General features: G+C 67.1%; 18 protein-coding genes, 1 tRNA gene and 1 other annotated feature. Of the genes, 8 read left to right on the top strand and 11 right to left on the bottom strand.

Annotated elements, in window-relative coordinates:
• Nucleotides 1-7: 7 nt before the first annotated feature.
• The 3 genes from ACU5AX_RS01905 to ACU5AX_RS01895 all read right to left on the bottom strand — a co-directional run bounded on the left by ACU5AX_RS01905 (nucleotide 8) and on the right by ACU5AX_RS01895 (nucleotide 2195).
• Nucleotides 8-304: a hypothetical protein gene (locus tag ACU5AX_RS01905; protein WP_232473835.1), complete on the bottom strand. Its 297-nt coding sequence runs from the start codon at nucleotides 302-304 to the stop codon at nucleotides 8-10.
• A gap of 138 nt (nucleotides 305-442) precedes the next feature.
• Nucleotides 443-1126, bottom strand: coding sequence for a hypothetical protein (locus ACU5AX_RS01900; protein WP_446689440.1), 684 nt, complete (start codon nucleotides 1124-1126; stop codon nucleotides 443-445).
• Nucleotides 1127-1292: 166 nt separating this feature from the next.
• Nucleotides 1293-2195, bottom strand: coding sequence for an SDR family oxidoreductase (locus tag ACU5AX_RS01895; protein ID WP_446689439.1), 903 nt, complete (start codon nucleotides 2193-2195; stop codon nucleotides 1293-1295).
• A 96-nt stretch (nucleotides 2196-2291) separates the two neighbouring features.
• Here ACU5AX_RS01895 and ACU5AX_RS01890 point away from each other — a divergent pair, with 96 nt between their 5' ends.
• Entirely contained in the window at nucleotides 2292-3128 is an 837-nt protein-coding gene (locus ACU5AX_RS01890) for a helix-turn-helix transcriptional regulator (protein ID WP_446689438.1), read from the top strand.
• A gap of 65 nt (nucleotides 3129-3193) precedes the next feature.
• Here ACU5AX_RS01890 and ACU5AX_RS01885 read toward each other — a convergent pair whose 3' ends face one another.
• Complete coding sequence (locus ACU5AX_RS01885) at nucleotides 3194-4672, bottom strand: SulP family inorganic anion transporter (protein WP_446689437.1); 1479 nt, start codon at nucleotides 4670-4672, stop codon at nucleotides 3194-3196.
• A gap of 61 nt (nucleotides 4673-4733) precedes the next feature.
• Nucleotides 4734-4789, bottom strand: a sequence feature (sul1 is cis-regulatory element that is thought to sense ions involved in sulfur or methionine metabolism; They are found in Alphaproteobacteria).
• Between the two features lie 180 nt (nucleotides 4790-4969).
• On the opposite strand from ACU5AX_RS01885, the gene ACU5AX_RS01880 reads away from it, so the two are divergent.
• From ACU5AX_RS01880 to ACU5AX_RS01870, 3 genes are all read left to right on the top strand, one after another.
• Nucleotides 4970-5209 carry a hypothetical protein gene (locus tag ACU5AX_RS01880; RefSeq protein ID WP_446689436.1) on the top strand — a complete coding sequence of 80 codons (240 nt, stop codon included), beginning with the start codon at nucleotides 4970-4972 and terminating at the stop codon, nucleotides 5207-5209.
• Between the two features lie 211 nt (nucleotides 5210-5420).
• Nucleotides 5421-5558, top strand: coding sequence for a hypothetical protein (locus ACU5AX_RS01875; protein WP_446689435.1), 138 nt, complete (start codon nucleotides 5421-5423; stop codon nucleotides 5556-5558).
• Between the two features lie 162 nt (nucleotides 5559-5720).
• Complete coding sequence (locus ACU5AX_RS01870; RefSeq protein ID WP_198352995.1) at nucleotides 5721-5975, top strand: hypothetical protein; 255 nt, start codon at nucleotides 5721-5723, stop codon at nucleotides 5973-5975.
• A gap of 50 nt (nucleotides 5976-6025) precedes the next feature.
• Here ACU5AX_RS01870 and ACU5AX_RS01865 read toward each other — a convergent pair whose 3' ends face one another.
• Nucleotides 6026-6922: an SDR family NAD(P)-dependent oxidoreductase gene (locus ACU5AX_RS01865; protein ID WP_446690443.1), complete on the bottom strand. Its 897-nt coding sequence runs from the start codon at nucleotides 6920-6922 to the stop codon at nucleotides 6026-6028.
• Between the two features lie 64 nt (nucleotides 6923-6986).
• Nucleotides 6987-7670 carry a TetR/AcrR family transcriptional regulator gene (locus ACU5AX_RS01860; RefSeq protein ID WP_446689434.1) on the bottom strand — a complete coding sequence of 228 codons (684 nt, stop codon included), beginning with the start codon at nucleotides 7668-7670 and terminating at the stop codon, nucleotides 6987-6989.
• Between the two features lie 144 nt (nucleotides 7671-7814).
• Between ACU5AX_RS01860 and ACU5AX_RS01855 the strand changes: the two genes are divergently transcribed.
• A complete protein-coding gene (locus ACU5AX_RS01855) occupies nucleotides 7815-9122 on the top strand; it encodes a spinster family MFS transporter (RefSeq protein ID WP_446689433.1) in 1308 nt (435 codons plus the stop codon).
• Nucleotides 9119-10744: a carboxylesterase/lipase family protein gene (locus ACU5AX_RS01850; protein WP_446689432.1), complete on the top strand. Its 1626-nt coding sequence runs from the start codon at nucleotides 9119-9121 to the stop codon at nucleotides 10742-10744. The genes ACU5AX_RS01855 and ACU5AX_RS01850 overlap by 4 nt, the downstream gene beginning before the upstream one ends.
• 8 nt (nucleotides 10745-10752) lie before the next feature.
• Here the strand turns inward: ACU5AX_RS01850 and ACU5AX_RS01845 are convergent, their stop codons facing one another.
• Nucleotides 10753-12339, bottom strand: a complete 1587-nt coding sequence (locus tag ACU5AX_RS01845) for an AMP-binding protein (RefSeq protein ID WP_446689431.1) — start codon at nucleotides 12337-12339, stop codon at nucleotides 10753-10755.
• Nucleotides 12340-12403: 64 nt separating this feature from the next.
• Nucleotides 12404-14671 (bottom strand): TonB-dependent receptor, encoded by a 2268-nt coding sequence (locus tag ACU5AX_RS01840; RefSeq protein WP_446689430.1) that lies wholly within the window; start codon nucleotides 14669-14671, stop codon nucleotides 12404-12406.
• Nucleotides 14672-14772: 101 nt separating this feature from the next.
• On the opposite strand from ACU5AX_RS01840, the gene ACU5AX_RS01835 reads away from it, so the two are divergent.
• Complete coding sequence (locus ACU5AX_RS01835) at nucleotides 14773-15837, top strand: serine hydrolase (RefSeq protein ID WP_446689429.1); 1065 nt, start codon at nucleotides 14773-14775, stop codon at nucleotides 15835-15837.
• Between the two features lie 181 nt (nucleotides 15838-16018).
• On the opposite strand, the gene ACU5AX_RS01830 is transcribed toward ACU5AX_RS01835, so the two are convergent.
• Together ACU5AX_RS01830 and ACU5AX_RS01825 are read right to left on the bottom strand one after the other, a co-directional pair.
• A tRNA-Gln gene (locus tag ACU5AX_RS01830) sits at nucleotides 16019-16093 on the bottom strand.
• A 76-nt stretch (nucleotides 16094-16169) separates the two neighbouring features.
• Nucleotides 16170-17270 (bottom strand): branched-chain amino acid aminotransferase, encoded by a 1101-nt coding sequence (locus ACU5AX_RS01825; protein WP_446689428.1) that lies wholly within the window; start codon nucleotides 17268-17270, stop codon nucleotides 16170-16172.
• A gap of 54 nt (nucleotides 17271-17324) precedes the next feature.
• Between ACU5AX_RS01825 and ACU5AX_RS01820 the strand changes: the two genes are divergently transcribed.
• Nucleotides 17325-17816 (top strand): MarR family transcriptional regulator, encoded by a 492-nt coding sequence (locus ACU5AX_RS01820; RefSeq protein ID WP_198352999.1) that lies wholly within the window; start codon nucleotides 17325-17327, stop codon nucleotides 17814-17816.
• 25 nt (nucleotides 17817-17841) lie between these two features.
• Here the strand turns inward: ACU5AX_RS01820 and ACU5AX_RS01815 are convergent, their stop codons facing one another.
• Nucleotides 17842-20139 (bottom strand): TonB-dependent receptor, encoded by a 2298-nt coding sequence (locus tag ACU5AX_RS01815; RefSeq protein WP_446689427.1) that lies wholly within the window; start codon nucleotides 20137-20139, stop codon nucleotides 17842-17844.
• Nucleotides 20140-20185: the final 46 nt, after the last annotated feature.

Below are 20185 nucleotides of genomic sequence, written 5' to 3'. Positions count from 1 at the left end.
GGTCGGCTTAGTTGCGAGCGCGCTTCGGCCGGCGCTCCTGCGCCTGCAGCCGCTGGTCGATCGTATCGACGCGGCCGTTCAGCTGCTCCAGCCGCTGGCCGTTGCCCTGGATCTGCGCGGACGCGGCCTGCGCCTCCGCCAGCGCCTGGCGGGCGGTGCCATCGGTTTGCTGCAGGCGGGATTCGAGCGTGTCGACTCGCGCACTGACGGGGGCGATCTGCTCGCGCACGTAGGATTTCGTTGCGCAGCCACCCAAGGTCGCCGCACCGATCATGATCCCGACCACCGGCGACAGTTTCTTCATTGCTGGCGACATAACGCGTCCTCCCACATTGTTGATCAAACGGAACAATTCCAAAGAGCGGCCCTCGGTTCCCCCGGGGGCGCGCTCGGTGCGGGGGTTTTGGTGCCGACAGGTGAATGGCACCTGACTGCGATCCGGCTAGCGTGACTTATAAGACCGCTTGTTGCTCCCACGCGAGAACGGGTCTTTCGGCACCGTCTGGTCGTCGTTGCCGCTTGCCGTTGCGGCAGCCGGCGGGGCCGAGACGGCGGCGATGCAGCGCTTCAGTTCCGCGATCGCCGGCGCGCTGCCGTCGAGCGCGAGCCTGGCGACCGGCACGTCGCCACGGTCGATGTTCAGGAATTTGGAGGTCGCCAGGTCGGCCGTAAACTTGGTCGGAAGGCGCGTGACGAACCCCCGCTTCCGGTCCGACGTCATGCCGATGGCGGTCTGCTTGAGGTAACGGCCGTTCGACAGGCGAAAGTCCAGCGTCAGCCGCTCCTTGGGTTTGATCGACCAATTGTCGTTCAGCACCGACAGGTGGTTCTGCCCATCGGCGTCCAGCCCGAACAGCAAGGTGGTGCCGCCAGCGCCGGCGTAGTCGCGGGTCATGAAGCACCCGGGCGCATCGCTGCTCGGGGCCAGGGTCCAGTCGCCAAGAGTTCGGACCGCATAGGCGTCCGGCGACGTCAATACGGCGAGCGCGGGGCCGGCTTTCACCGCCAACAGGATCAAGGCCGCCTGGCCGAGGATGGCGCGAAGGCGGATCGGCGATGCGATCCCGCACCAGGACCGGGGCCGACCAACGGCAGGTGTAGCGGACCGGCACGGCAAGGCCATCATCTCATCTCCTCAGCGAACATCGCCAGCGGCGATACAGTTGCCGAGATCGATAGGCGATCCCCCGAACCCCTTATCCGCCGTATGCCGGTCAGCAGACCGCGGCCTGCGGATCGGCGCATGGAGGGCGGAGTCGCCGGCGGCGGGCCCCGCCCTCCACCAGCCGCGGTCAGGCCGGCGCTATGGCGTCATAGTCCATCGCCGCTAGATCGGTGAGCAGGTCGGGGCCGGTCGGCTCCCAACCCAACCGCGCGCGCGTCCAGTCGTTCGACGCGATCATGTCGAGCGCCGCGAAGGGGGCCATCCAACCGAAATATCGCTCGACCTCGTCGGGGGAGATCGAACGGACCGGCAGCCCGCTCCCCTGTCCGATCGCCTCGGCGATCGCGCGCGCGGCAACGCCGTCTTCGGCGGAGGCGTGATAGCGTGCGCCCGGCTCGCCCCGTTCGAGCGCGAGACGATAGAGCCTGGCGACGTCGCTGACGTGCGCCGCCGCCCAGCGCGATGTTCCCGCGCCGACATAGGCGATCGCGCCGGCACGCTTGGCCTCGGCGATCAGCGGGGTAATCAGGCCGGCCCTCGTGGTGTCATGCACCTGCGGCAGGCGGATCGTGCGCACGTCGATGCGCCGCGCGGTCAGCGCCGCGCCGGCGAGTTCGGTGGCGATACGGGGATTGGGGTGGCGGGGGTTGAGCACGTCCTCGCTGGCCAGCCCGCCGCGCAATGGCGTGCCGATCCCGACCCCCGACGTGATCAGCAATGGCTTATGGGTTCCGGCCAAGGCCTCGCCCATCGCGGCGATGTTGTGCTCGTCCTTGCGGGTATTGTCGACGAAGGTCGCGAAATTGTGGTCGAACGCACAATGGATCACCGCATCGGCCACTGCCGCGCCGCTGGCGAGGGTCGCGGGCTCATCAAGGTTGCCGCGATGCACCTCCACCCCTGCCGCTTCGAGCTGACGCGCGCCGGCGTCCGAACGGGTCAGGCCGAGCACCCTATGACCGGAGGCGAGCAGTTCGGGGATGACGTGCGAGCCGATGAAGCCGGTCGCCCCGGTCAGGAACACGCGCATGGATCAGTCTCCTCAATGACGAGAGACCATGTCGCAGCGGTCTGAAACCTGTTAAAGTAGTGACTTTATCCTAGTATAAGAGCCAACAGGATCATCATGGCCAGCGAACCGTCCAATCCGCTTGGTAGCTATCTGCGCGATCGTCGCACCCGTCTTGATCCCGCCGCGTTCGGCTTCGCGAGCGGGCGTCGCCGGACGCCCGGCCTGCGCCGCGAGGAGGTGGCAAGCCGCGCGAATATCAGCGCCACCTGGTATACCTGGCTCGAACAGGGCCGCGGCGGCGCACCGTCGGCCGATGTGCTCGACCGCATCGCCAAGGGGCTGATGCTGACCGAGCCGGAGCGCGAGCATCTCTATATGCTCGGTCTCGGCCGCCCGCCTGAGGCGCGATACCAGCCGGTCGACGGCGTCTCGCCGCGGTTGCAACGGGTGCTCGACAGCATGCCGCTCAGCCCTGCGATCATCAAGACGGCGATGTGGGACGTGGTCGGGTGGAACCGCGCGGCGACGCTGCTGCTCACCGACTATGCCAAACTGCCGCCTGACGGGCGCAACATCCTCCGCCTGATGTTCGGCAGCACCCAGCTCCGCGCCCGCAACGCCGATTGGGACAGCATCGCCCGCTTCGTCGTCGCCGCCTTTCGCGCCGACATGACCCGCGCCGGCGCCGCCGGCAGCGCCGCCGCCGCCGCGCTGGTCGCCGAGCTCAGCGCGCTCAGTCCCGATTTCGACCGGCTGTGGCGCGACAACGACGTCGTCGCGCATAACGAGGGTATCAAGCGCCTGCACCATCCCACCGGCCCGCTGGCGATGGAGTTTTCCACCTTCACCGTCGAGGGCCGACCGGAACTGGGCATGATCGTCTACAATCCCGCGACGCCGGCGGATGCCGAGCGGCTGCGCCTGTTGCTGGACGGGCGCCAAGGGTCATGAGCGTCGCGGGCGAGCCTCGGCACGCGCGATTGGATCGGACGTGACGGGCGACGCCGCCCGCCCGGTCACGCCGGCCTCTCACGCATTAAAGGCGCGTGGCGATCGACCAGTATGGCGCTCGCCGCGTTCAAGCCGACGATCTCGACCGATATGCCGTGGCGCCGCATCGTCGATGCGACCTCCTCGAGCGCGCCGACGGCGGTGATATCCCACAGGTGCGCGTCGGTCAGGTCGATGCGGACGCGCTGCGCCGAGTCGCGCAGGTCGAAATGGTCGGCGAAAATCTCTGCGCTGGCGAAGAAGATCTGGCCCGACACGGTGTAGATCCGCGTAACGCTTGCCGCATCATAATCGATCGTGACCCGCATCATCCGGGTCACCTTGAAGGCGAAGAACACGCCGCTGAGCAGCACGCCGACCGCGACCCCGGCCGACAGATCGTGCGTCCCCACCGTCACTGCGACCGTCGCAAGCATGACCACACCCGACACCTTGGGATGGCGGGCGAGATCGCGCAGCGAATTCCAGGAAAAGGTGCTGATCGACACCATGATCATGATCGCCACCAGCGCCGCCACCGGCACCTGCGCGATCCAGGGGCGAAGCGGCACCATCACGATGAGCAGGAACACGCCGGCGACCAATGTCGACAGCCGGCCCCGGCCGCCATAGCGGACGTTGCCGACGGTCTGGCCGATCATCCCGCAACCGGCGATGCCGCCGAACAGGCCCGCCGCGACATTGGCGAGCCCCAGCCCGGTACATTCCCGCGCCTTCGAACTGGTGGTTTCCGTGAGATCGTCGACGACACGTGCCGTCATCATCGACTCCAGCAATCCCACCGCGGCCATCGCCAGCGCATAGGGCGCGACGATCCGCAGCGTCGCGAGATCGAATGGGATCTGCGATAGGTGCAGCGACGGCAGCGCGCTCGGCAGCCGGCCGAGATCACCGACCAGCCGCAACGGCATGGGGACCAGCATGCTGACGACGGTCAGCACCACGACGCAGACCAGCGGCGACGGTATCGCCGCGGTCAGCTTGGGAAGCAGATAGATGATCGCCAGTCCGAGCCCGATCATCGCATAGCTGTGCCAGCTCACGCCCAGCATCTGCGGCACCTGCGCGGAAAAGATCAGGATCGCCAATGCATTGACGAAGCCGGTGCGCACCGAGCGCGAGACGAACCGCATCAGCACGTCGAGCTTCAACAGGCCGAAGACGATCTGGAACAGCCCGGCGAGGAGCGTGGCCGCCAGAAGATAGGGCAAGCCATGCGCATGGACGAGCGCGGCGGCGACCAGCGCGACGGATCCGGCCGCACCGGAGATCATCGCCGGCCGGCCACCGAAGACGGCGATGACGATGCCGATCACGAAGGAGGCGAACAGGCCGACCTCCGGATCGATGCCCGCGACGACGGAGAAGGCGATCACTTCCGGGATCAGGGCGAACGTCCCGACCATGCCGGCGAGGACGTCACGCCGGGCGGCGCGGGGATCGGCAAACCATTCGGCGCGATAGTGCGAGATTGATAAGGTCATGACAGGGTCCGCAATCACGGCATCCGTGTGCGCTATGGCGTTCGACGATCGGATGCAGATGCGTTGTCCGGCGGATCGGCGGCCGGAATAGCCACCCGGGGTTTCACCGGGTCCAGGCGGTTGCCGTCCGCTAGCGCCGCAATGCCTCCGGCGCAAGCCGTGACGCGACGCGGTCGCGGCTTCGGCGGATCGCGGCTCGGGCCAGATCCATCGCGACGCGGCCTTCGGTCAGGAACGTTGCCGTTTCCCTCGCGTATGTCCCTCGCGCGCCGAATGGGCGGCGCAAAAGGAGGATCCATGACACTCAAGACGCTCTTCGTAGCCGCGGGCATGTTTGCCGCCAGCCTCGGTTTCACCGGCACGGCGGAGGCGCAACGCCATGAACCGGGCCCCGACCGGTTCCACCACCGCGATGATCGCGGTCCCGACCGCTTCGATCGCCATCGCGGGCCCCGTGGGCGTCATTACGCTTACGGACGTCACGACCGCTGCCGCATCTTCTATCGCCATCATCGTCGCATCCGCGTCTGCCGCTAAGCATTATCGCCGCCCGCCGCTAGGCATCGGCGGGCGGCAGTTCCCAGCCAGCTGATGATAGGCGGGTCAGAACAACGCCGATCACCGCACGCACGACACCGCCCATCGCAGGATTGGCGCTTCTAACGGCTACGCTCACGCGGCGTAAACCTTTGCAAAGCCATCGCTTGATCGTCACCGCCGCAGTATCGGCATCGCAGAGAGACGAACAATGGCCTTCTACCTCACCATGTCCGCCTTCATCGCCGCGAACCTCCTCGTCATCGGGTTCGAACTGCGGATGGGCCCGCAACGCGATGGCCGGGCGCTGGCCCTCGCCCCCGCCCGAGGCATGGGCGCGCGCCGCTAATCAAGGCGCCGCTCCCACTGCGACATCATAAGTGACGCGGCATAAACCTCGCGCATGGAGGGAATCATGACGTTCTCTCTCGATCACGCCCCTGGCACGCCCGGGCAATAAACCCTGCCGTCACCCCTCCCACGTCCGACCGGGCCGCGCTATGGCGCGACCATGGCGAGGAAGAAGCGCTATCTGACCGCGACGATGGCGGACGGCTATGTGAAGACGATCGGTCCGACCGCCGCGCCCTTCACCCATTATTGGCGGATCGTCGCCTATCTTCAGAACGGCAAGACTGAGGTGTTCTGGGGCCATGCCGTGTCGGCGAAGGAGGCTGCAGGCAAACGGGCGCTGACCGAGCAGGCCGCCCGCAGATACGGCTGGCAGCGCTTCGATTTCGAGGTCGTCGCACTGACCGAGCATTGAGGCAGCGGCCGCGGACCTGCGGGCCGAAGTCCGACGGCCGTGCCGGGCGCTCAGGCCGATAGTCTCGCATCCGCCCCAGCATCGCGCTGGGCAGCGGCGACTTCCCGCTCGGCCTGGAAGAAGCCATAGGGCGGAACGAAGGCGCCAGCGCGTTCGGTGATCGTCGGCCAGTGCCGGACCACCTGAACGTCCGCATCGGCGTCATGCCCAACATAGGCACCCTGCGTCAGCGTCACCTCAGCCACTGCAAAATGGCCGGCGCCGGCACACAGGATCGTGCGCGTCGGTGCATTGTCCCCGACGAGCCGCAACAGTCCCGGCGATACGCGGTCGGGCGCCAGCATGCGCAGGCTTTCCCCATCGAGCACCCCCTCGGTCATCTGCGTCGCGGCCGTCGGAGCGAGGCAATTGACGCGAATGTCGTGTTTCTCGCCTTCGATGCTCAGCGTCTGCATCAGACCGACCAGCGCCATCTTGGCGGCGCCGTAGTTCGCCTGGCCGAAATTGCCGTAGAGTCCTGAGGAGGAGGTGGTCATCACGATCCGCCCGTAGCGGCGGCTCCGCATCGATTCCCACACCGCCTTGGTACAGATCGCGGCCCCCATCAGGTGAACGTCGACCACTGTCTGGAAGTCGGCCATCGTCATCTTGACGAAGCTCTTGTCGCGCAGGATGCCGGCGTTGTTGATCAGAATGTCGACCGATCCCCATTGCGCGAGAGCCGTGTCGACCATGGCGGCAACCGCCTGCTCGTCGGTGACCGACCCGATCGCGGCGATCGCCGTGCCGCCGCCCGCCCGGATCTCGTCCACCACCGCGGCAGCCGCCTGTTCGGACAGGTCGTTGACGACCAGCTGCGCGCCCTTGCTGGCCAGGTAGAGCGCATGGGCGCGCCCCAAGCCGCCGCCCGCTCCGGTCACGATCGCGACCCGCCCGTTTAGTGCCATCATCCTGCTCCTCCATTATTACGTTCACTCGGGTGATAGCGAACATGATGGCAAGTGCAAGCCGCTAGCGCGATTGCCCCGAACAGATCGCCTGGAAGCCGGCGGCCATGAACGTCGCCATCACTTCCTTGACCGCGGCGAAGTCGTCGGACTGGCACAAGCCGCCGGACAATTTGTCGATGCGACCGGTCCGTGCGAGCGTCAGCATCAGCGCGCCAGTGACGAAATGATAGCCCCAGAAGATCCGGTCCTCCGGACAGTCGGGCATCGCCTGCTTGAGCAAGGCGATGAGCCGCAGCACGACGGGGTCGAAATGCTCGTCCATCAGCTCCGCCCCCCATTCGGGCGTGTTGGCAACCTGCGCGCCGAGCTTGGCGTAATTCTTCCACCCTTCGCCGCCGTCGATGTACAGGTCGAGGTCGGTGTCGAGGAACGCCCGCAGCGCGCCCTCCACGGTCGGTCGACCGTTGCTGGCTTCGGCATAGGCGTCGAGCGCCTGCATCCGCCGGTCCGCCGTGACCGCCGCGCGACGCGTAAAGACGGCGTCGAACAGCGCCTTCTTGTCGGTGAAATAATAGTTGAGGAGCGTGTGGTGGACACCGACCTGCTTGGCGACGTCCTTCAACGTGACGCCGTGGAGGCCGTGTTTCGAGAACAGCTCCTCCGCCGCGTCGTAGATCTGCTCCATCGTCTCGGCGCGCTGTTCAGCCTTGCGAGAGCGGCGGGCGGGTTTTTCGGTCTGGCTCACGCCCCTTCCCTCCGGCGTTCACCCGACGGCGTCAAGCAGGCTTCAACCGACAATTTACTCTCACGCGAGTGAGTGTCCATTGACACTCCGAAGACCCTGCCCCATCCTGCCGGCATAATCCACGCGACATGGCGGGAGAGGAACATGGCACTCGCAGGCAGCGTGGCGACGGGACGGCCGCATGCACCATCGGGAGCGGCGCCGCGACGTCGTCCGGCGATCGTGCTCGCGATGCTCACCTTCGTCTACGTGCTCAACTTCCTCGACCGGCAGTTGCTCGGCATCCTTGCCAAGCCGATCCAGGACAGCCTGCACATCAGCGATGGCCAGCTGGGGCTGATCGGCGGCCTGTACTTCGCGATGTTCTATTGCTTCATCGCCATTCCGGTGAGCTGGCTGGCCGACCGGACCAGCCGGGTCGGTGTCCTGACCTGCGCCTGCGCGATCTGGAGCGCGGCGACGATCGCCTGCGGCATGGCGCGCACCTACCCACAGCTGGTGGCGGCGCGGATGGTGGTCGGCTTCGGCGAGGCGGGCGGCGTGCCGCCATCCTACGCCTTGATCACCGACACCTTCGCCCCGGGGCGGCGCGGGGTCGCCTTCGGCATCTACAATCTCGGCCCGCCGATCGGCGCGGCGCTCGGCATCGCGCTCGGCGCCTCGATCGCCGCCGCCTATGACTGGCGCGACGCCTTCGTGGCGATCGGTCTCGCCGGCCTCGTCGCCGCCCTCGCGCTGCCCTGGATCGTCCCGGAGCCGATGCGCGGCGCATCCGATCCGGTCGCCGCCCCTGCCCAGGCCAAGGCGCCGTTCTGGCAGACGCTCGCCACCTTCTTCCGCAGCCCGGTGATGATGCTTGCCGCCCTCGGGAGCGGTGCGACGCAATTCGTCACCTACGGCCTCGGCAATTTTGCGGTGCTCTTCCTGATCCGCGAAAAGGGTATGACCCTGTCGGAGATCGCCATCTGGTATGCCGTCGCGATCGTCGTCGGCATGGGTGGCGGCATGATCGCCTCGGGCCGGATCATCGACCGTTTCTCGAAACGCTCGCGCCGGGTCTTCGCCATCGCCCCGGCGACATCGCTGGCCATCGCCCTGCCATTCTACGTGGCCTTCGTCTGGGCGCCGGGCTGGCCGCTCGCCTTGGCGCTGCTCACCATCGTGATGTTCTTCAACTATTTCTATCTCTCCTGCTCCGTCACTTTGGTGCAGGAGGAAGCCGCGCCCAACCAGCGCGTGCTGGCCGGCGCGCTCTTGCTGCTGGTGATGAACTTCATCGGGCTCGGGCTCGGGCCCACCTGGGTGGGGGCAGCCAGCGACCGGTTCGCCGCGGCCGGCGCGGACAATCCGCTGCAGCTGTCGCTCTACACCCTCGCCCCCTTCTACATCGTCGCCATCGCGCTGTTTCTGGCGCTGGCGCGCACGCTGCGCCGTCGGGAGTTTGCCGCATGAAAAATGTTCTGCTTGCCGCCGCCTTCGCCGCCGCGCCGGCCGCCGCGCAGACCGCGCCAAGCATCGCCGCGCCCGCGGGCACCGTACGGGGCGTCGCCGACGGCACGCTCGCCGTGTTCAAGGGCATTCCCTATGCGAAGCCGCCGGTCGGTCCCTTGCGCTGGCGCGCGCCGCAACCGCTGCCGCGCTGGTCGGGCACACGCGGCGCCACGCAATTCGGCGCCGCCTGCATGCAGACCCAGGGGCAGAACACCACCATCTATGCCGAGCCGGCCATGCCGGTCAGCGAGGATTGCCTGACCTTGAACGTCTGGATGCCGGCGAAAGCGAAGCGGGCGCCCGTGATGGTGTGGATCCACGGCGGTGCCCTGGCCGGCGGATCGAGCCGAGAGCCGATGTACGACGGCGCGGCCCTCGCCGCGCGCGGCATCGTCGTCGTGTCGATCAACTATCGGCTCGGCGTGCTCGGCTGGCTGGCCCATCCGGGATTGAGCGCGGAAACGCCCGGTCGGGTATCGGGCAATTACGGCCTGCTCGACCAGATCGCAGCGCTGCAATGGGTCCAAGGCAATATCGCGGCGTTCGGGGGCGACCCGCGCAAGGTCACGATTGCGGGTGAGTCGGCAGGCGGGCTCAGCGTCCTCTACCTGATGAGCGCGCCGTCGGCGCATGGCTTGTTCGCCAGGGCGATCGCCGAAAGCGCCTATATGATCTCCATGCCGGCGCTGAAGACCCCTGCGTTCGGCATGCCGGCGGCCGAAGCGGCGGGGTCGGCGCTTGGCGCGGCCCTGCACGCCGCCGACATCACCGCCCTGCGCGCGATGGATGCCCAGACGCTGACCGACAGCGCACCGAAGCTGGGCTTCGCCCCCTTCGGCGTGGTCGACGGCACGCTGCTGCCGGAGCAGATGGTGGCGGCGTTCGATGCCGGCCGGCAGGCTGCGGTCCCCGTGTTGATCGGCTTCAACCAGGGCGAAATCCGTTCATTGCGCATGCTGGCGCCGAAAGCCCCGCAAGGCGCGGCGAGCTACGAGCGCGACATCCGCGCCCGCTACGGCGATCTTGCCGCGCCGTTCCTGCGCCTCTATCCGGCGACGACCTATCCGGAGAGCATCCTCGCCACGACGCGGGACGCGCTGTACGGCTGGACGGCGGAACGGGTGGCGAGGACACAGTCGGCGCGGGGACAAAGCGCCTATCTCTATCTGTTCGACCACAGCTATCCCGCTGCGGACGATGCCGGCCTGCACGCCTTCCACGCTAGCGAACTGCCCTATGTCTTCGGCACGTTCGACCGAACGCCGCCGCGCTGGCCGCGGGTGCCCGACACCGAGGCGGAACGGTCGCTGTCCTCGGCGATGACCGATTATTGGGCGTCCTTCGTCCGAGACGGCCATCCGACCGCGTCGCGTGCCGCGGCCTGGCCCGCCTATGACCGAACACGCGCCTATATGCATTTCGCCGCCACGCCGACGCCGTCGCGCGACCTGATGCCCGGCATGTTCGCGCTCAACGAGCAGGTCGTCTGCCGCCGCCGCGCCGCCGCAACGGTACCGTGGAACTGGAACGTCGGCCTTTACGCGCCGCTGTCGCCGCTGCCGCCGGTCAAGGGCTGCGACTGACCGGCGCGTCAGCCATGCTCCGCGCGCAGCCGCATCTTGTCGATCTTGCCCGTCAGCGCGAGCGGCATGGCCGCAACGCGGATGATCGCATCGGGCAGCCACCAGCTCGCGATACGCCCGCGCAACGCGTCGATCAGCGCGTCGTCCGACAGCGTCGCCCCCTGGCGCGGTTCGACCACCAGCACCGGGCGCTCGCCCCATTTGGGATGGGCCCGCCCGACCACGGCGACCAATGCGACATCGGGTAGCGCACCGACGATCGCCTCGATCTCGCCGGGGTTGATCCATTCGCCGCCCGACTTGATCAAATCTTTGGCGCGTCCGGTGATGCTGAGATTGCCGTCGGCGTCGATCCGCGCGAGGTCGCCGGTGTCGAACCAGCCGTCGGCATCGGTCGCCGGCTCGATATGGTCGAAATAGCGTTCGACCGCACTCGCCCCGCGCACCCACAACCGTCCTTCGCCGTCGCGCTGCTCGGTCAGCGGCCGTCCCGCCTCGTCGGTCAGGCGCAGATCGACCCCCATCGGCGGGCGCCCCGACTTGGCCGAGACCCGGCACGGCACGTTAGCGGGCGTGACGGTGCCGACCGGGGACAATTCGGTCATGCCCCAGCTGGTCTGCACGACGCAGCCGAGCCGCTGTTCGAGCCGGTCCATCAGCGCTTGCGGCACCGGCGATCCGCCGAGCAGGATGCGCTGTAGCGATGGGGTCGTACCGCCCGTCTGCTCCAGGTGATCGACCAGCCCCAGCCACACGGTCGCGACCCCCGCCGCCACCGTGATGCCCTCCTCGTCGATCAGCCGCGCCAGGCTGGCGCCGTCCTGATGGCGGCCCGGCAGGACCAGCTTCGCGCCGGCGGCGGGCCCGGCGAAGGCGAAGCCCCAGCCGTTGGCATGGAACATCGGCACCGCGACCAGCACCGCGTCGCGCGCCGTCACGCCGATCACGTCGGCCGACAGCATGTGCAGCGTATGCAGATAGTTGGATCGATGCGTGTAGGTCACGCCCTTGGGCCGACCCGTGGTGCCGGAGGTGAAGCACAGGCCGGCGGGCGCGTGCTCGTCGAACCCGCCCCAAGCGGCCGCCGCGCCGTGCTGCGCAAGCAGCTCGTCGCAATCCCAGATGCGCGCGCGCGTCGTCACCGGCCGATCCGCCGGCGCCCCGCCTTCGTCGAGCAGGATTACGTGCGCGATGGACGGGCATCGTGCGAGCAGATCCTCGACCAGCGGGGCAAGACCGGGGCTGACCGCCAGCACCCGGTCCTGCGCCTGGTCGATCATCGCGGCCAGATGCGCCGGCGCCAGACGCGGGTTGAGCGTGTGGCAGACCACGCCCATCCCCATCGCGCCATACCAGATTTCGATATGGGCCTGGCTGTTCCAGGCGAGCGTCGCCAGATGATCGCCGCGCGCCAGGCCCAGCGCGATCAGCGCACCCGACAGCCGATTGGCGCGATCGCGCAATGCGGCATATCCGATGCGCTGGCTGTCGCCCTGGCCGCCGGTCACGATCTCGGTGTCGCCATGCCATTTGGCGGCGTGGTCGATGAACTTGTCGAGGGTCAGTGCATAAGGTTGCATCGATCCGGGGAGCATGACGAGACTTTCGGGAAGGATGCTCGGAACGGGCGGGACGCGCGGACGCGCCCGTCCGGTGATTTTAGAATTTGGTGCTGACGCGCAGCCCATATTGCCGCGGCGGCGCCGCCAGCCGGCGGATGCCGTTGAGCGAGCCGATATAATGCTGGTCGGTCAGATTGGTGCTGAACGCCGCGATCGACCAGGTGCCGTTGTCGAGCGTCGCCTGCGCATTCACGATGTTGCGGGCTTTCAGATAATCGCCGAGCTCGGCTGCCTGGAACAGCGTGCCCCAGACGGCCGAGATATGCGCATAATCGACCCGAGGGGTCAGCGTCAGGCCTTCGGCGACGGGGATGGCATATTGCGCACCGGCGCTCAGCGTGAATTGCGGCGCATAGGGTTGGCGCCGGCCGCCGAGATTGATGCAGCCCGCGGCATTGGCGGGGCCGTTGATCGGATCGCAGACTCCGGTCGTGCCCTTGCGCGGATCTCGCGCAAAGAACTGCCCCAGCTCCGAATTGGAGATCGATGTCGAGACATCCATCAGGACATTGCCGAATGATCCCTGCGCCGACGCCTCCACGCCATAGAGCTTGGTGACGTTCGGCACGTTGAAGATCGAGGTGAAATTGGGCGTGGCCGGATCGACGATCAGCACCTGGAACTTGCGATAGACGTTGTAATAGCCACCCAGCTGCGTGCGAAGATGACCGTTGAGCAGCGTCCCCTTCCAACCCAGTTCATAGTCGGTGACCTTTTCGGGCACGAAGCCGCGCGGCGTCGTGCCGAATAGATTGGCACCGTTGAGCCCGCCTGCCTTGGTGCCGGTCGCGACAAAGGCGTAGAGGAAATGATCCGGGTTGATCGTCCAGTTCAGCGACAATTTGCCGTCGACGTTGCTGTTGGCGGCAAAGTCATGCTGGACCAACGTCGTCTTGAACGTCGGCAGCGCGCCCAGGAACAGTTCGATCGGATAATTGACGTCGTTGCGCGAGGTGGTGCGCGACCAGCGCCCGCCGAGCGTGACCTGGAGGGCATCGGTAAGCTTGTAGCCGACCTGCGCAAAGGCGGCGAGCGCGGTGTGCGGATTGGTCCCCTCGATCCGCAGGGATCGGACCACCCCGGTCGGCGACAAGGAGACATAGCCGTTGCCGACGGGGAATTCGTATTTGTCATACTGCCAGAAGCCGCCGACCAGCCAGGTGAAGCGGCCGGTGTCCGGCGAGATGATGTTGACCTCTTGCGACCAGACGTGCTCGTTGGCGAAATCCTGGAACGTGTCGTTACGGGCCGCGGTGCCGTCGGCGTCGATCGTCTCCTGCAGCGTGCCCTTTTGGAAGGCGCTGATCGATCGGATCATCAGGCCGCTGTCGAACGTGTAGCTGAGGTTGGCGGAGATGCGGCCGAATTCGTCCTGGCCGGACAGATAGGCGTTGCTGCTGATCGTGAAGGGATCGCTGGTGTTGAGCGTCGGCGCATTGGCGGTGCCGAAATAGGCCGGGCTGTTCGGATAGCCGCCGACGTTGATGCGGTTGTAGTCGCCCTTGACCAGCAGCTTGAGATGGCTGTCCGGCTGCCACAGCAGGCTCGCCCGGCCGCTTACCGAATTGAGGTTGCCGGGATTGCCGGTCCAGGGACCGGTGATGGTGAAGAAGCTGTCGCGCTTTTCCAGGTTCGTCGCCAGCCGGATGGCGAGCGTGTCGCTCAGCGGCAGGTTGATCGCGCCCTGCGCCTTGACCTGGTTGTAATTGCCGATCTGCGCCGTGGCAAAGCCCTTGACTGAATCGAACGTCGGGTTGGTCTCGGTGATGAACACCGCACCGCCGGTCGCATTGCCGCCGGCGAACGTTCCCTGCGGTCCGCGCAGCACCTCGACTGACTGGATGTCATAATAGGGCTCGCCCTGGAAATAGCCGGGGAAGACCGGCACGCCGTCGCGATAGGTGACGACGCCGACGCCGACCGAGCTCGAGATTTCCGATTTGCCGATGCCGCGGATGTTGAAGCTGTTCGCCTGACCGGAGGTGTTGACGGTCAGCGACGGCGTCGAGAATTGCAATTGCTCGACCGTGTTGACGCTCTTCCTGACCAGATCCTCGCCGGTCAGTACCGAGGCGGCGACAGCGGTGCGTTGCAGGCTGGTCGAACGGCGTTCGGCCGTGACGACGATGTCGCTGGTATCCACCGCGCCCGGCGCGACCTGCGGCGAGGCGGCGTCGGTGGGATTCTGCGACGATTGCGATCCCTCCCCCGTCGTCTCCGACGCATGGTCGCGCGCGGTCTGGGCGAAGGAGGCGGCCGGCATCGCCATCGCGATCACCGAAACTGTCAGCAGCAACGAGCGCATCGAAACTTCCTCTCTAAGGGCCGCGCTCTTCGGCGCGTGACGGCAATGTTGGCATCCTTGCGACGAGGCTGTCAATCTCATTCACATGTGAGTGAGTATAATTGTGCGGCCGGACTTCGGAGGGAAAGGTTCAGGCGGCCGCTCGCTCGTCAGAAGATCGTCAGTCGCCGCCGATCTGCCGCCACGGGCTGTCGATACGGCGCTCAGCTCGTCGATTTTTCGCGATCAGGTGCGTGGGAGAGGCCGGTGTCCTGCGCTATGATCTTTCTTGTAGCCAGTTCTCGAAGAACCACCCACAAGAGCAACCGATGCGCCTGCCCTTCCGCCCCCGCCTGCTTCTGTGCTGCCTGGCCGCCGCGACACTGGCCCCGGCCCCCGCGATGGCGAGTTCCCCCGAACTGATCGGACTCGAACGCGCATTGGCGTCCCTGGTATCGGGCCATCCCAGCGATTACGGCATCGCGGCGCTCGACCTGCGCGACGGCTCGGCCGTCTCCCTCAACGGCGACATCGCCTATCCGATGGCGAGCACGGTCAAGCTCGCGATCGCCGGCGTCTACCTCGCCGATGTCGATCATGGCCGCCGCCGCCTGACCGACATGGTCGCCGGACGGTCTGCATCCACGCTGCTCGAAGCGATGATCATCCACAGCGACAATCGCGCCGCCGACCTGCTCCTCGCCACGGTGGGTGGCCCGGCGGCGGTCCAGCAATGGCTGTCTGCCAATGGCATCGCCGGCATTCGCGTCGACCGCAGTATCGCGCAGTTGCTGCGCGAGCGCGGCCACCTGCTAGACAGCAAGGACGTGGCCACGCCCAACGCCATGGTGTCCCTGCTGTACAAACTGAACAACGGATCGCTGCTCACCGCCGACAGCCGCGCCTTGCTGTTCAATTTGATGGGCCGATGCGCGACCGGTACACGCCGGATCCGGGCGCTGCTGCCCGCAGGCACGCGGGTTGAGGACAAGACCGGCACGCTCGACGGCATCACCAACGACGTCGGCTTCATCACCATGCCCGACGGTCGCCGGCTTGCCGTGGCGGTCTTTGCCAGGGGCGGCCGCGATCGCCAACTCGGCATCGCCCAGGTGGCGCGGGCGATCTACGACCGCTTCGCCGATGCCGAGCGCAACGCCCTGACGCTGTTCATGCACCTCAAATAGCGCAAGGGCCGAGCTGATCGCGATACGGTCCAAGTTTGGCCTCGATCCGGACCCTGCGCAGATGCGAGCCGGTCTCCCCCGAAAGAACTTGGGTGCAGCATGGTCGCGCCAGCGCTGACGTTCGTGCCGCGAGCGCCGCAACAGGTCCCACACATCGCGGACTATGATGGTGTTCGGAGACTGGCTGGGGCGGCAGGATTCGAACCTGCGTATGACGGTACCAAAAACCGTTGCCTTACCGCTTGGCGACGCCCCAGCAAGAAGGGCGGCCTTATAGCCGCCGCGGCGGCGTTGGGAAGCCCCGCCGACCACCGTTTTTCGCGCGCCGCGCCTCAGTCGAGGCGCTGCAACCAGCCGTGCGGTTCGGCGATCCGGCCGCGCTGGATCGCGGTCAGCGAATCCAGCACGCGCTGGGTGAGCTGGCCGGTGCCACCCGAGCCGATTGTGAAGCGCCCTTCCGGGCTCGCCACGGTGCCGATCGGCGTCACCACCGCCGCGGTACCGCAAGCGAAGGCCTCGGTCAGCCGGCCGCTCGCCGCATCGGTGCGCCATTGGTCGAGGCTGTACAGCTCCTCGCGCACGGTGATGCCCTGATCACGGGCGATGCGGATGATCGAATCGCGCGTGATGCCGGGCAGGATCGTGCCGGTCAGCGGCGGGGTGACCAGGCTGCCGTCGTCGAACACGAAGAAGATGTTCATGCCGCCCAATTCCTCGATCCAGCGGCGCTCGACTGCGTCGAGGAAGACGACTTGGTCGCAGCCCTGGCGGATCGCCTCGGACTGGGCGGCGAGGCTGGCGGCATAATTGCCGCCGCATTTCGCGGCACCGGTGCCGCCGGGGGCGGCGCGGCTATACTCCTGGCTGACCCAGATGGAGACCGCACGGGCGCCGCCCTTCCAATAGGCACCGACCGAGGAGGCGATCACCATGTAGATATATTCGGCCGATGGTTTGACGCCGAGGAACGCCTCGCTGGCGATCATGAACGGCCGGAGGTAGAGCGCGCCGCCGTCGATCGACGGGATCCAGTCGCGCTCGGTGGCGACCAGCCGGCGGCAGCTTTCCAGAAACAGCGCGTCGGGCAGTTCGGGCATCGCCAGCCGCCGCGCCGAATCGCGGAAGCGCCGGGCATTGGCATCGGCGCGGAACAGCGCGATGTCGCCGTCGTCGAGGCGATAGGCCTTCAGCCCCTCGAAAATCTCCTGGGCATAATGGAGAACCGCGGTCGACGGGTCGACGGTCAGCGGAGCGCGGGCGGTGATCTGCGCGTCGTGCCAGCCTTTGCCCTCGGTATAGCGGATCAGCGCCATATGGTCGGTGAAGACGCGGCCGAAGCCGGGATCGACGAGCCGCGCCGCCCGCTCATTGGCCGCGACCGGGGTCTGGCTGGGATCGAAACGAAAGGCGGGAAGATCGGCTGTCATCATCATCCTTCAGGCTTTCGGGGTTGCAGTCGGGTAGGAGCGGTGGCTAAACCGGTCAACATGGCTGCCACAGCTCTCTCCTCCGCCCCCGCCCAATTCCTCCGCGAGTCCGAACTCCGACGCGGGATGGAACTGCTCTATTTCGGTCACAGTCACCTTACCCGCTCCGTCGATCAGGGCCTCGCCGCGCAAGGTCTGGGCCGGGCCCATCACCGTGCGCTCTACTTCATCGCCCGCAAGCCCGACCTGACGGTCAGCGAGTTGCTGGCGCTGCTGGCGATCACCAAACAATCGCTTGGCCGCGTACTCAACGAGCTCAACGACCGCAAGCTGGTCGAGGCTCGCCCCGGCGAGCGCGACCGGCGCCAGCGGCTGCTGCGATTGACCGCGGAAGGCGTGCGGATGGAGGCGGAGCTGTTCGAGGCGGTGCGCACGCGCATGTCCGCGGCCTACCAATCGGCCGGCCAGGATGCCGTGTCGGGCTATTGGGCGGTGCTCGAGGGCATGATCCCCGACGCCGAGCGCGCCCATATCGAGGCCTTGCGCAACTGACCGCCGGCCGGGCTGCCGGCCGACGCTAGAGATGCAGCTCCCATCCGGCGCCGAAGGTCTGTGGGTCGCCGAGCAGCGCGCGCTGCACGCCATAGGCTTGATATTGAACATAGCGCGCATCGAGCAGATTCTGCGCGAAGGTGAAGGCCGTCCATCGCCCTGTATCATAGCCGATCCGGGCGTTGACCACGATCCGGCCCGGCACGCGTGATCGGCCCTGGTCGGTGCCGATGTCGGTGAACACCGGCCTGCGGTAATTACCGTTGACATTGGCGCGCCAGCGACCGGCATGGCCATCGATCCCGCCGGCCAGCGTCAGGGGCGCCGCATAGGGGAATTGGCTCCCCGCCAATTCGACCTGGCTGGTCGAGCCCGTCGGCAGGGTGAAGGAATCGTAGCGGGTATGTACCGTGCCCGCGGTCCCATAGGCGTCAAGGTGGCGGTCGATCCGAGCCCGCACCTCCAGCTCGCCGCCATAGAGGTGTGACGCGGCCGCATTGACCGTATTATAGTCATAGGCATTGCGCCCGAAATAGGCGACCACCTGCTGCTGGCGCCAATCGACGTAGAAAGCGTTGGCGTTGAGCGACAGCCGCCCTCCCCACCAGCGGGAGCGCAAGGACGCTTCATAATTCCAGCTATATTCCGGTTCATAGGGCACGAGCGTGGCCCGCGCCGGATTCTGTGACGAACCTCCCGACCGATAGGCGCGCTGGACGGTGAAGGCGGTCGAGAGATCGGGCGACCACGCCATGCTGACGCCGACCTTCGGCAGGAAGGCGTCGAAGCGGCGCGCCCGGCTTGCCGGGGCGGCCGCCGCATCGGCGACGATCGCCAGCACGCCGCGGTTGATCGCGCCCACCGCCACATAGACTGGCGTGCCGGGCGCGGCGAAGGCCGACGGATCGGGCAACTGCCCGGTGAAGGCGGTATCGGTCTGCGCCCCGTAGCGATTGTCTTCGTGGTCGTAGCGCAGACCGGCGAGCAGCGACAGGCGATCGGTCAGGTGCAATCGCAGGTCGCCAAACAGTGCCGCATTGCGCACCCGTTCGGGCTGGTCCGCGGTGTAATGAAGCGGGATCCACGGCAACGCGCGGGCATAAGCCGTGGCGAGCTGGCTGGCCGTGGTAATCGGAAACCCTCCGGCCCGCAGCAGGCCGGCGATCGTGCCGACCGGCGTCGGCACCGCCACGCGGCTGTCGGCGACGAGGCCGCCGGCGCGGCTATAGGCCCAGGCGCCGAGCACCCCGCTCAGCCGCGGCCCGTCAATGTTGAGCCGCAATTCCTCCGTCCAGGTCCGGAAGCTGTTGTCGTTCATGAACACCAGGCGGTCGGTCGGCGTACCGTCACCGTCGGCGACGATGATCGCCGTGGTCCGGTTGAACGAGGTGGTGCTGCTGAGGTGCAGCCCGGTGCCAATTGGATAGCTGATCGTCAGCCCGACGATGTCGCTGCTGACATAGCCGCGATCCGGTTGATTGCCGCGGACGTGGCGATCGGCGAAATAGTTCGGCTGGTCGACGTCGACATATTGGAACATATAGCCGCCGTCCCGCCGCACCCGGTTCGCCGTCGCCTGGACGTCCAGCCCCGGCAGCGCGGCGGGGGTCCAGTGCAGCTTGGCGCGCAGGGCGAGCGAGCGCAGCGCGTCGGCAAAATCGTCGATGGTCAGGTTGCGGACGATGCCGCGATCGGCACGCCGCTCCGCCGACAGGCGCAGGCCCAGTTCATCGCGGATCAGCGGTCCGCCGGCGGCCGCCGACAGCGTCCGTGCCGTATGATCGGTCCACAGGACGCGCGCGTCGGCGCTGGTCTGGGTGGTTGAGGCGTCGCGCGTCGTCAGGATGATCGCCCCCGCCAGCGCGTTGAGCCCCTGGATGGTCGACTGTGGCCCGCGCAGGATTTCGACCTGGGCCGTGTCCCACAGGTCAGTCGGCCCGCCGAACAGCGCCTGCGCCGGGATCGGCGCGCCGTCGACATAGACGGTCGTCGTGTCGGCCGCGCCCCCGGCGCCGATGCCGCGATTGCTGATCCCGCGGATCGAAAAGCCGGACGCGCCCCAGGTCTGCCCCACATTGGCGGTACGGTCGTAGATATCCTGGATCTGCAGGAGATTCTCCTGCCGGATCCGATCGGGGGTGGTGATCGCCACGCTGGTCGGCGTGTCTTGTACACGGCGGTTCGACTTCTCGCCGATGACGACGATATCGTCCGACGATGCGGCTTCCTGCGGCGACGGTGCCTGCTCCTGTCCCACGGCCGGCATCGGCGGGGCAATGGTCACGGCAGCGCTGGCGAGCAGCAGGCGAAAGATAGGTGTCATCGCGTCCCCCCTTGGTTCGAAGGGAGGGCCTAATATTGCCGCTATT

It is taken from the genome of Sphingomonas benefaciens (assembly GCF_052907485.1).
This window is presented reverse-complemented; position numbering and strand designations above follow the sequence as displayed.

Excerpts from the sequence above, each read along its gene's own strand:
- ACU5AX_RS01845 (WP_446689431.1), bottom strand. The coding sequence starts at position 12,339 with ATGCTCCCCGGATCGATGCAACCTTATGCACTGACCCTCGACAAGTTC.
- ACU5AX_RS01885 (WP_446689437.1), bottom strand. The coding sequence starts at position 4,672 with ATGACCTTATCAATCTCGCACTATCGCGCCGAATGGTTTGCCGATCCC.
- ACU5AX_RS01840 (WP_446689430.1), bottom strand. The coding sequence starts at position 14,671 with ATGCGCTCGTTGCTGCTGACAGTTTCGGTGATCGCGATGGCGATGCCG.
- ACU5AX_RS01875 (WP_446689435.1), top strand. The coding sequence starts at position 5,421 with ATGGCCTTCTACCTCACCATGTCCGCCTTCATCGCCGCGAACCTCCTC.
- ACU5AX_RS01880 (WP_446689436.1), top strand. The coding sequence starts at position 4,970 with ATGACACTCAAGACGCTCTTCGTAGCCGCGGGCATGTTTGCCGCCAGC.
- ACU5AX_RS01815 (WP_446689427.1), bottom strand. The coding sequence starts at position 20,139 with ATGACACCTATCTTTCGCCTGCTGCTCGCCAGCGCTGCCGTGACCATT.
- ACU5AX_RS01865 (WP_446690443.1), bottom strand. The coding sequence starts at position 6,922 with ATGGCACTAAACGGGCGGGTCGCGATCGTGACCGGAGCGGGCGGCGGC.
- ACU5AX_RS01900 (WP_446689440.1), bottom strand. The coding sequence starts at position 1,126 with ATGATGGCCTTGCCGTGCCGGTCCGCTACACCTGCCGTTGGTCGGCCC.
- ACU5AX_RS01895 (WP_446689439.1), bottom strand. The coding sequence starts at position 2,195 with ATGCGCGTGTTCCTGACCGGGGCGACCGGCTTCATCGGCTCGCACGTC.
- ACU5AX_RS01855 (WP_446689433.1), top strand. The coding sequence starts at position 7,815 with ATGGCACTCGCAGGCAGCGTGGCGACGGGACGGCCGCATGCACCATCG.
- ACU5AX_RS01905 (WP_232473835.1), bottom strand. The coding sequence starts at position 304 with ATGAAGAAACTGTCGCCGGTGGTCGGGATCATGATCGGTGCGGCGACC.
- ACU5AX_RS01825 (WP_446689428.1), bottom strand. The coding sequence starts at position 17,270 with ATGATGATGACAGCCGATCTTCCCGCCTTTCGTTTCGATCCCAGCCAG.
- ACU5AX_RS01870 (WP_198352995.1), top strand. The coding sequence starts at position 5,721 with ATGGCGAGGAAGAAGCGCTATCTGACCGCGACGATGGCGGACGGCTAT.
- ACU5AX_RS01890 (WP_446689438.1), top strand. The coding sequence starts at position 2,292 with ATGGCCAGCGAACCGTCCAATCCGCTTGGTAGCTATCTGCGCGATCGT.
- ACU5AX_RS01850 (WP_446689432.1), top strand. The coding sequence starts at position 9,119 with ATGAAAAATGTTCTGCTTGCCGCCGCCTTCGCCGCCGCGCCGGCCGCC.
- ACU5AX_RS01820 (WP_198352999.1), top strand. The coding sequence starts at position 17,325 with ATGGCTGCCACAGCTCTCTCCTCCGCCCCCGCCCAATTCCTCCGCGAG.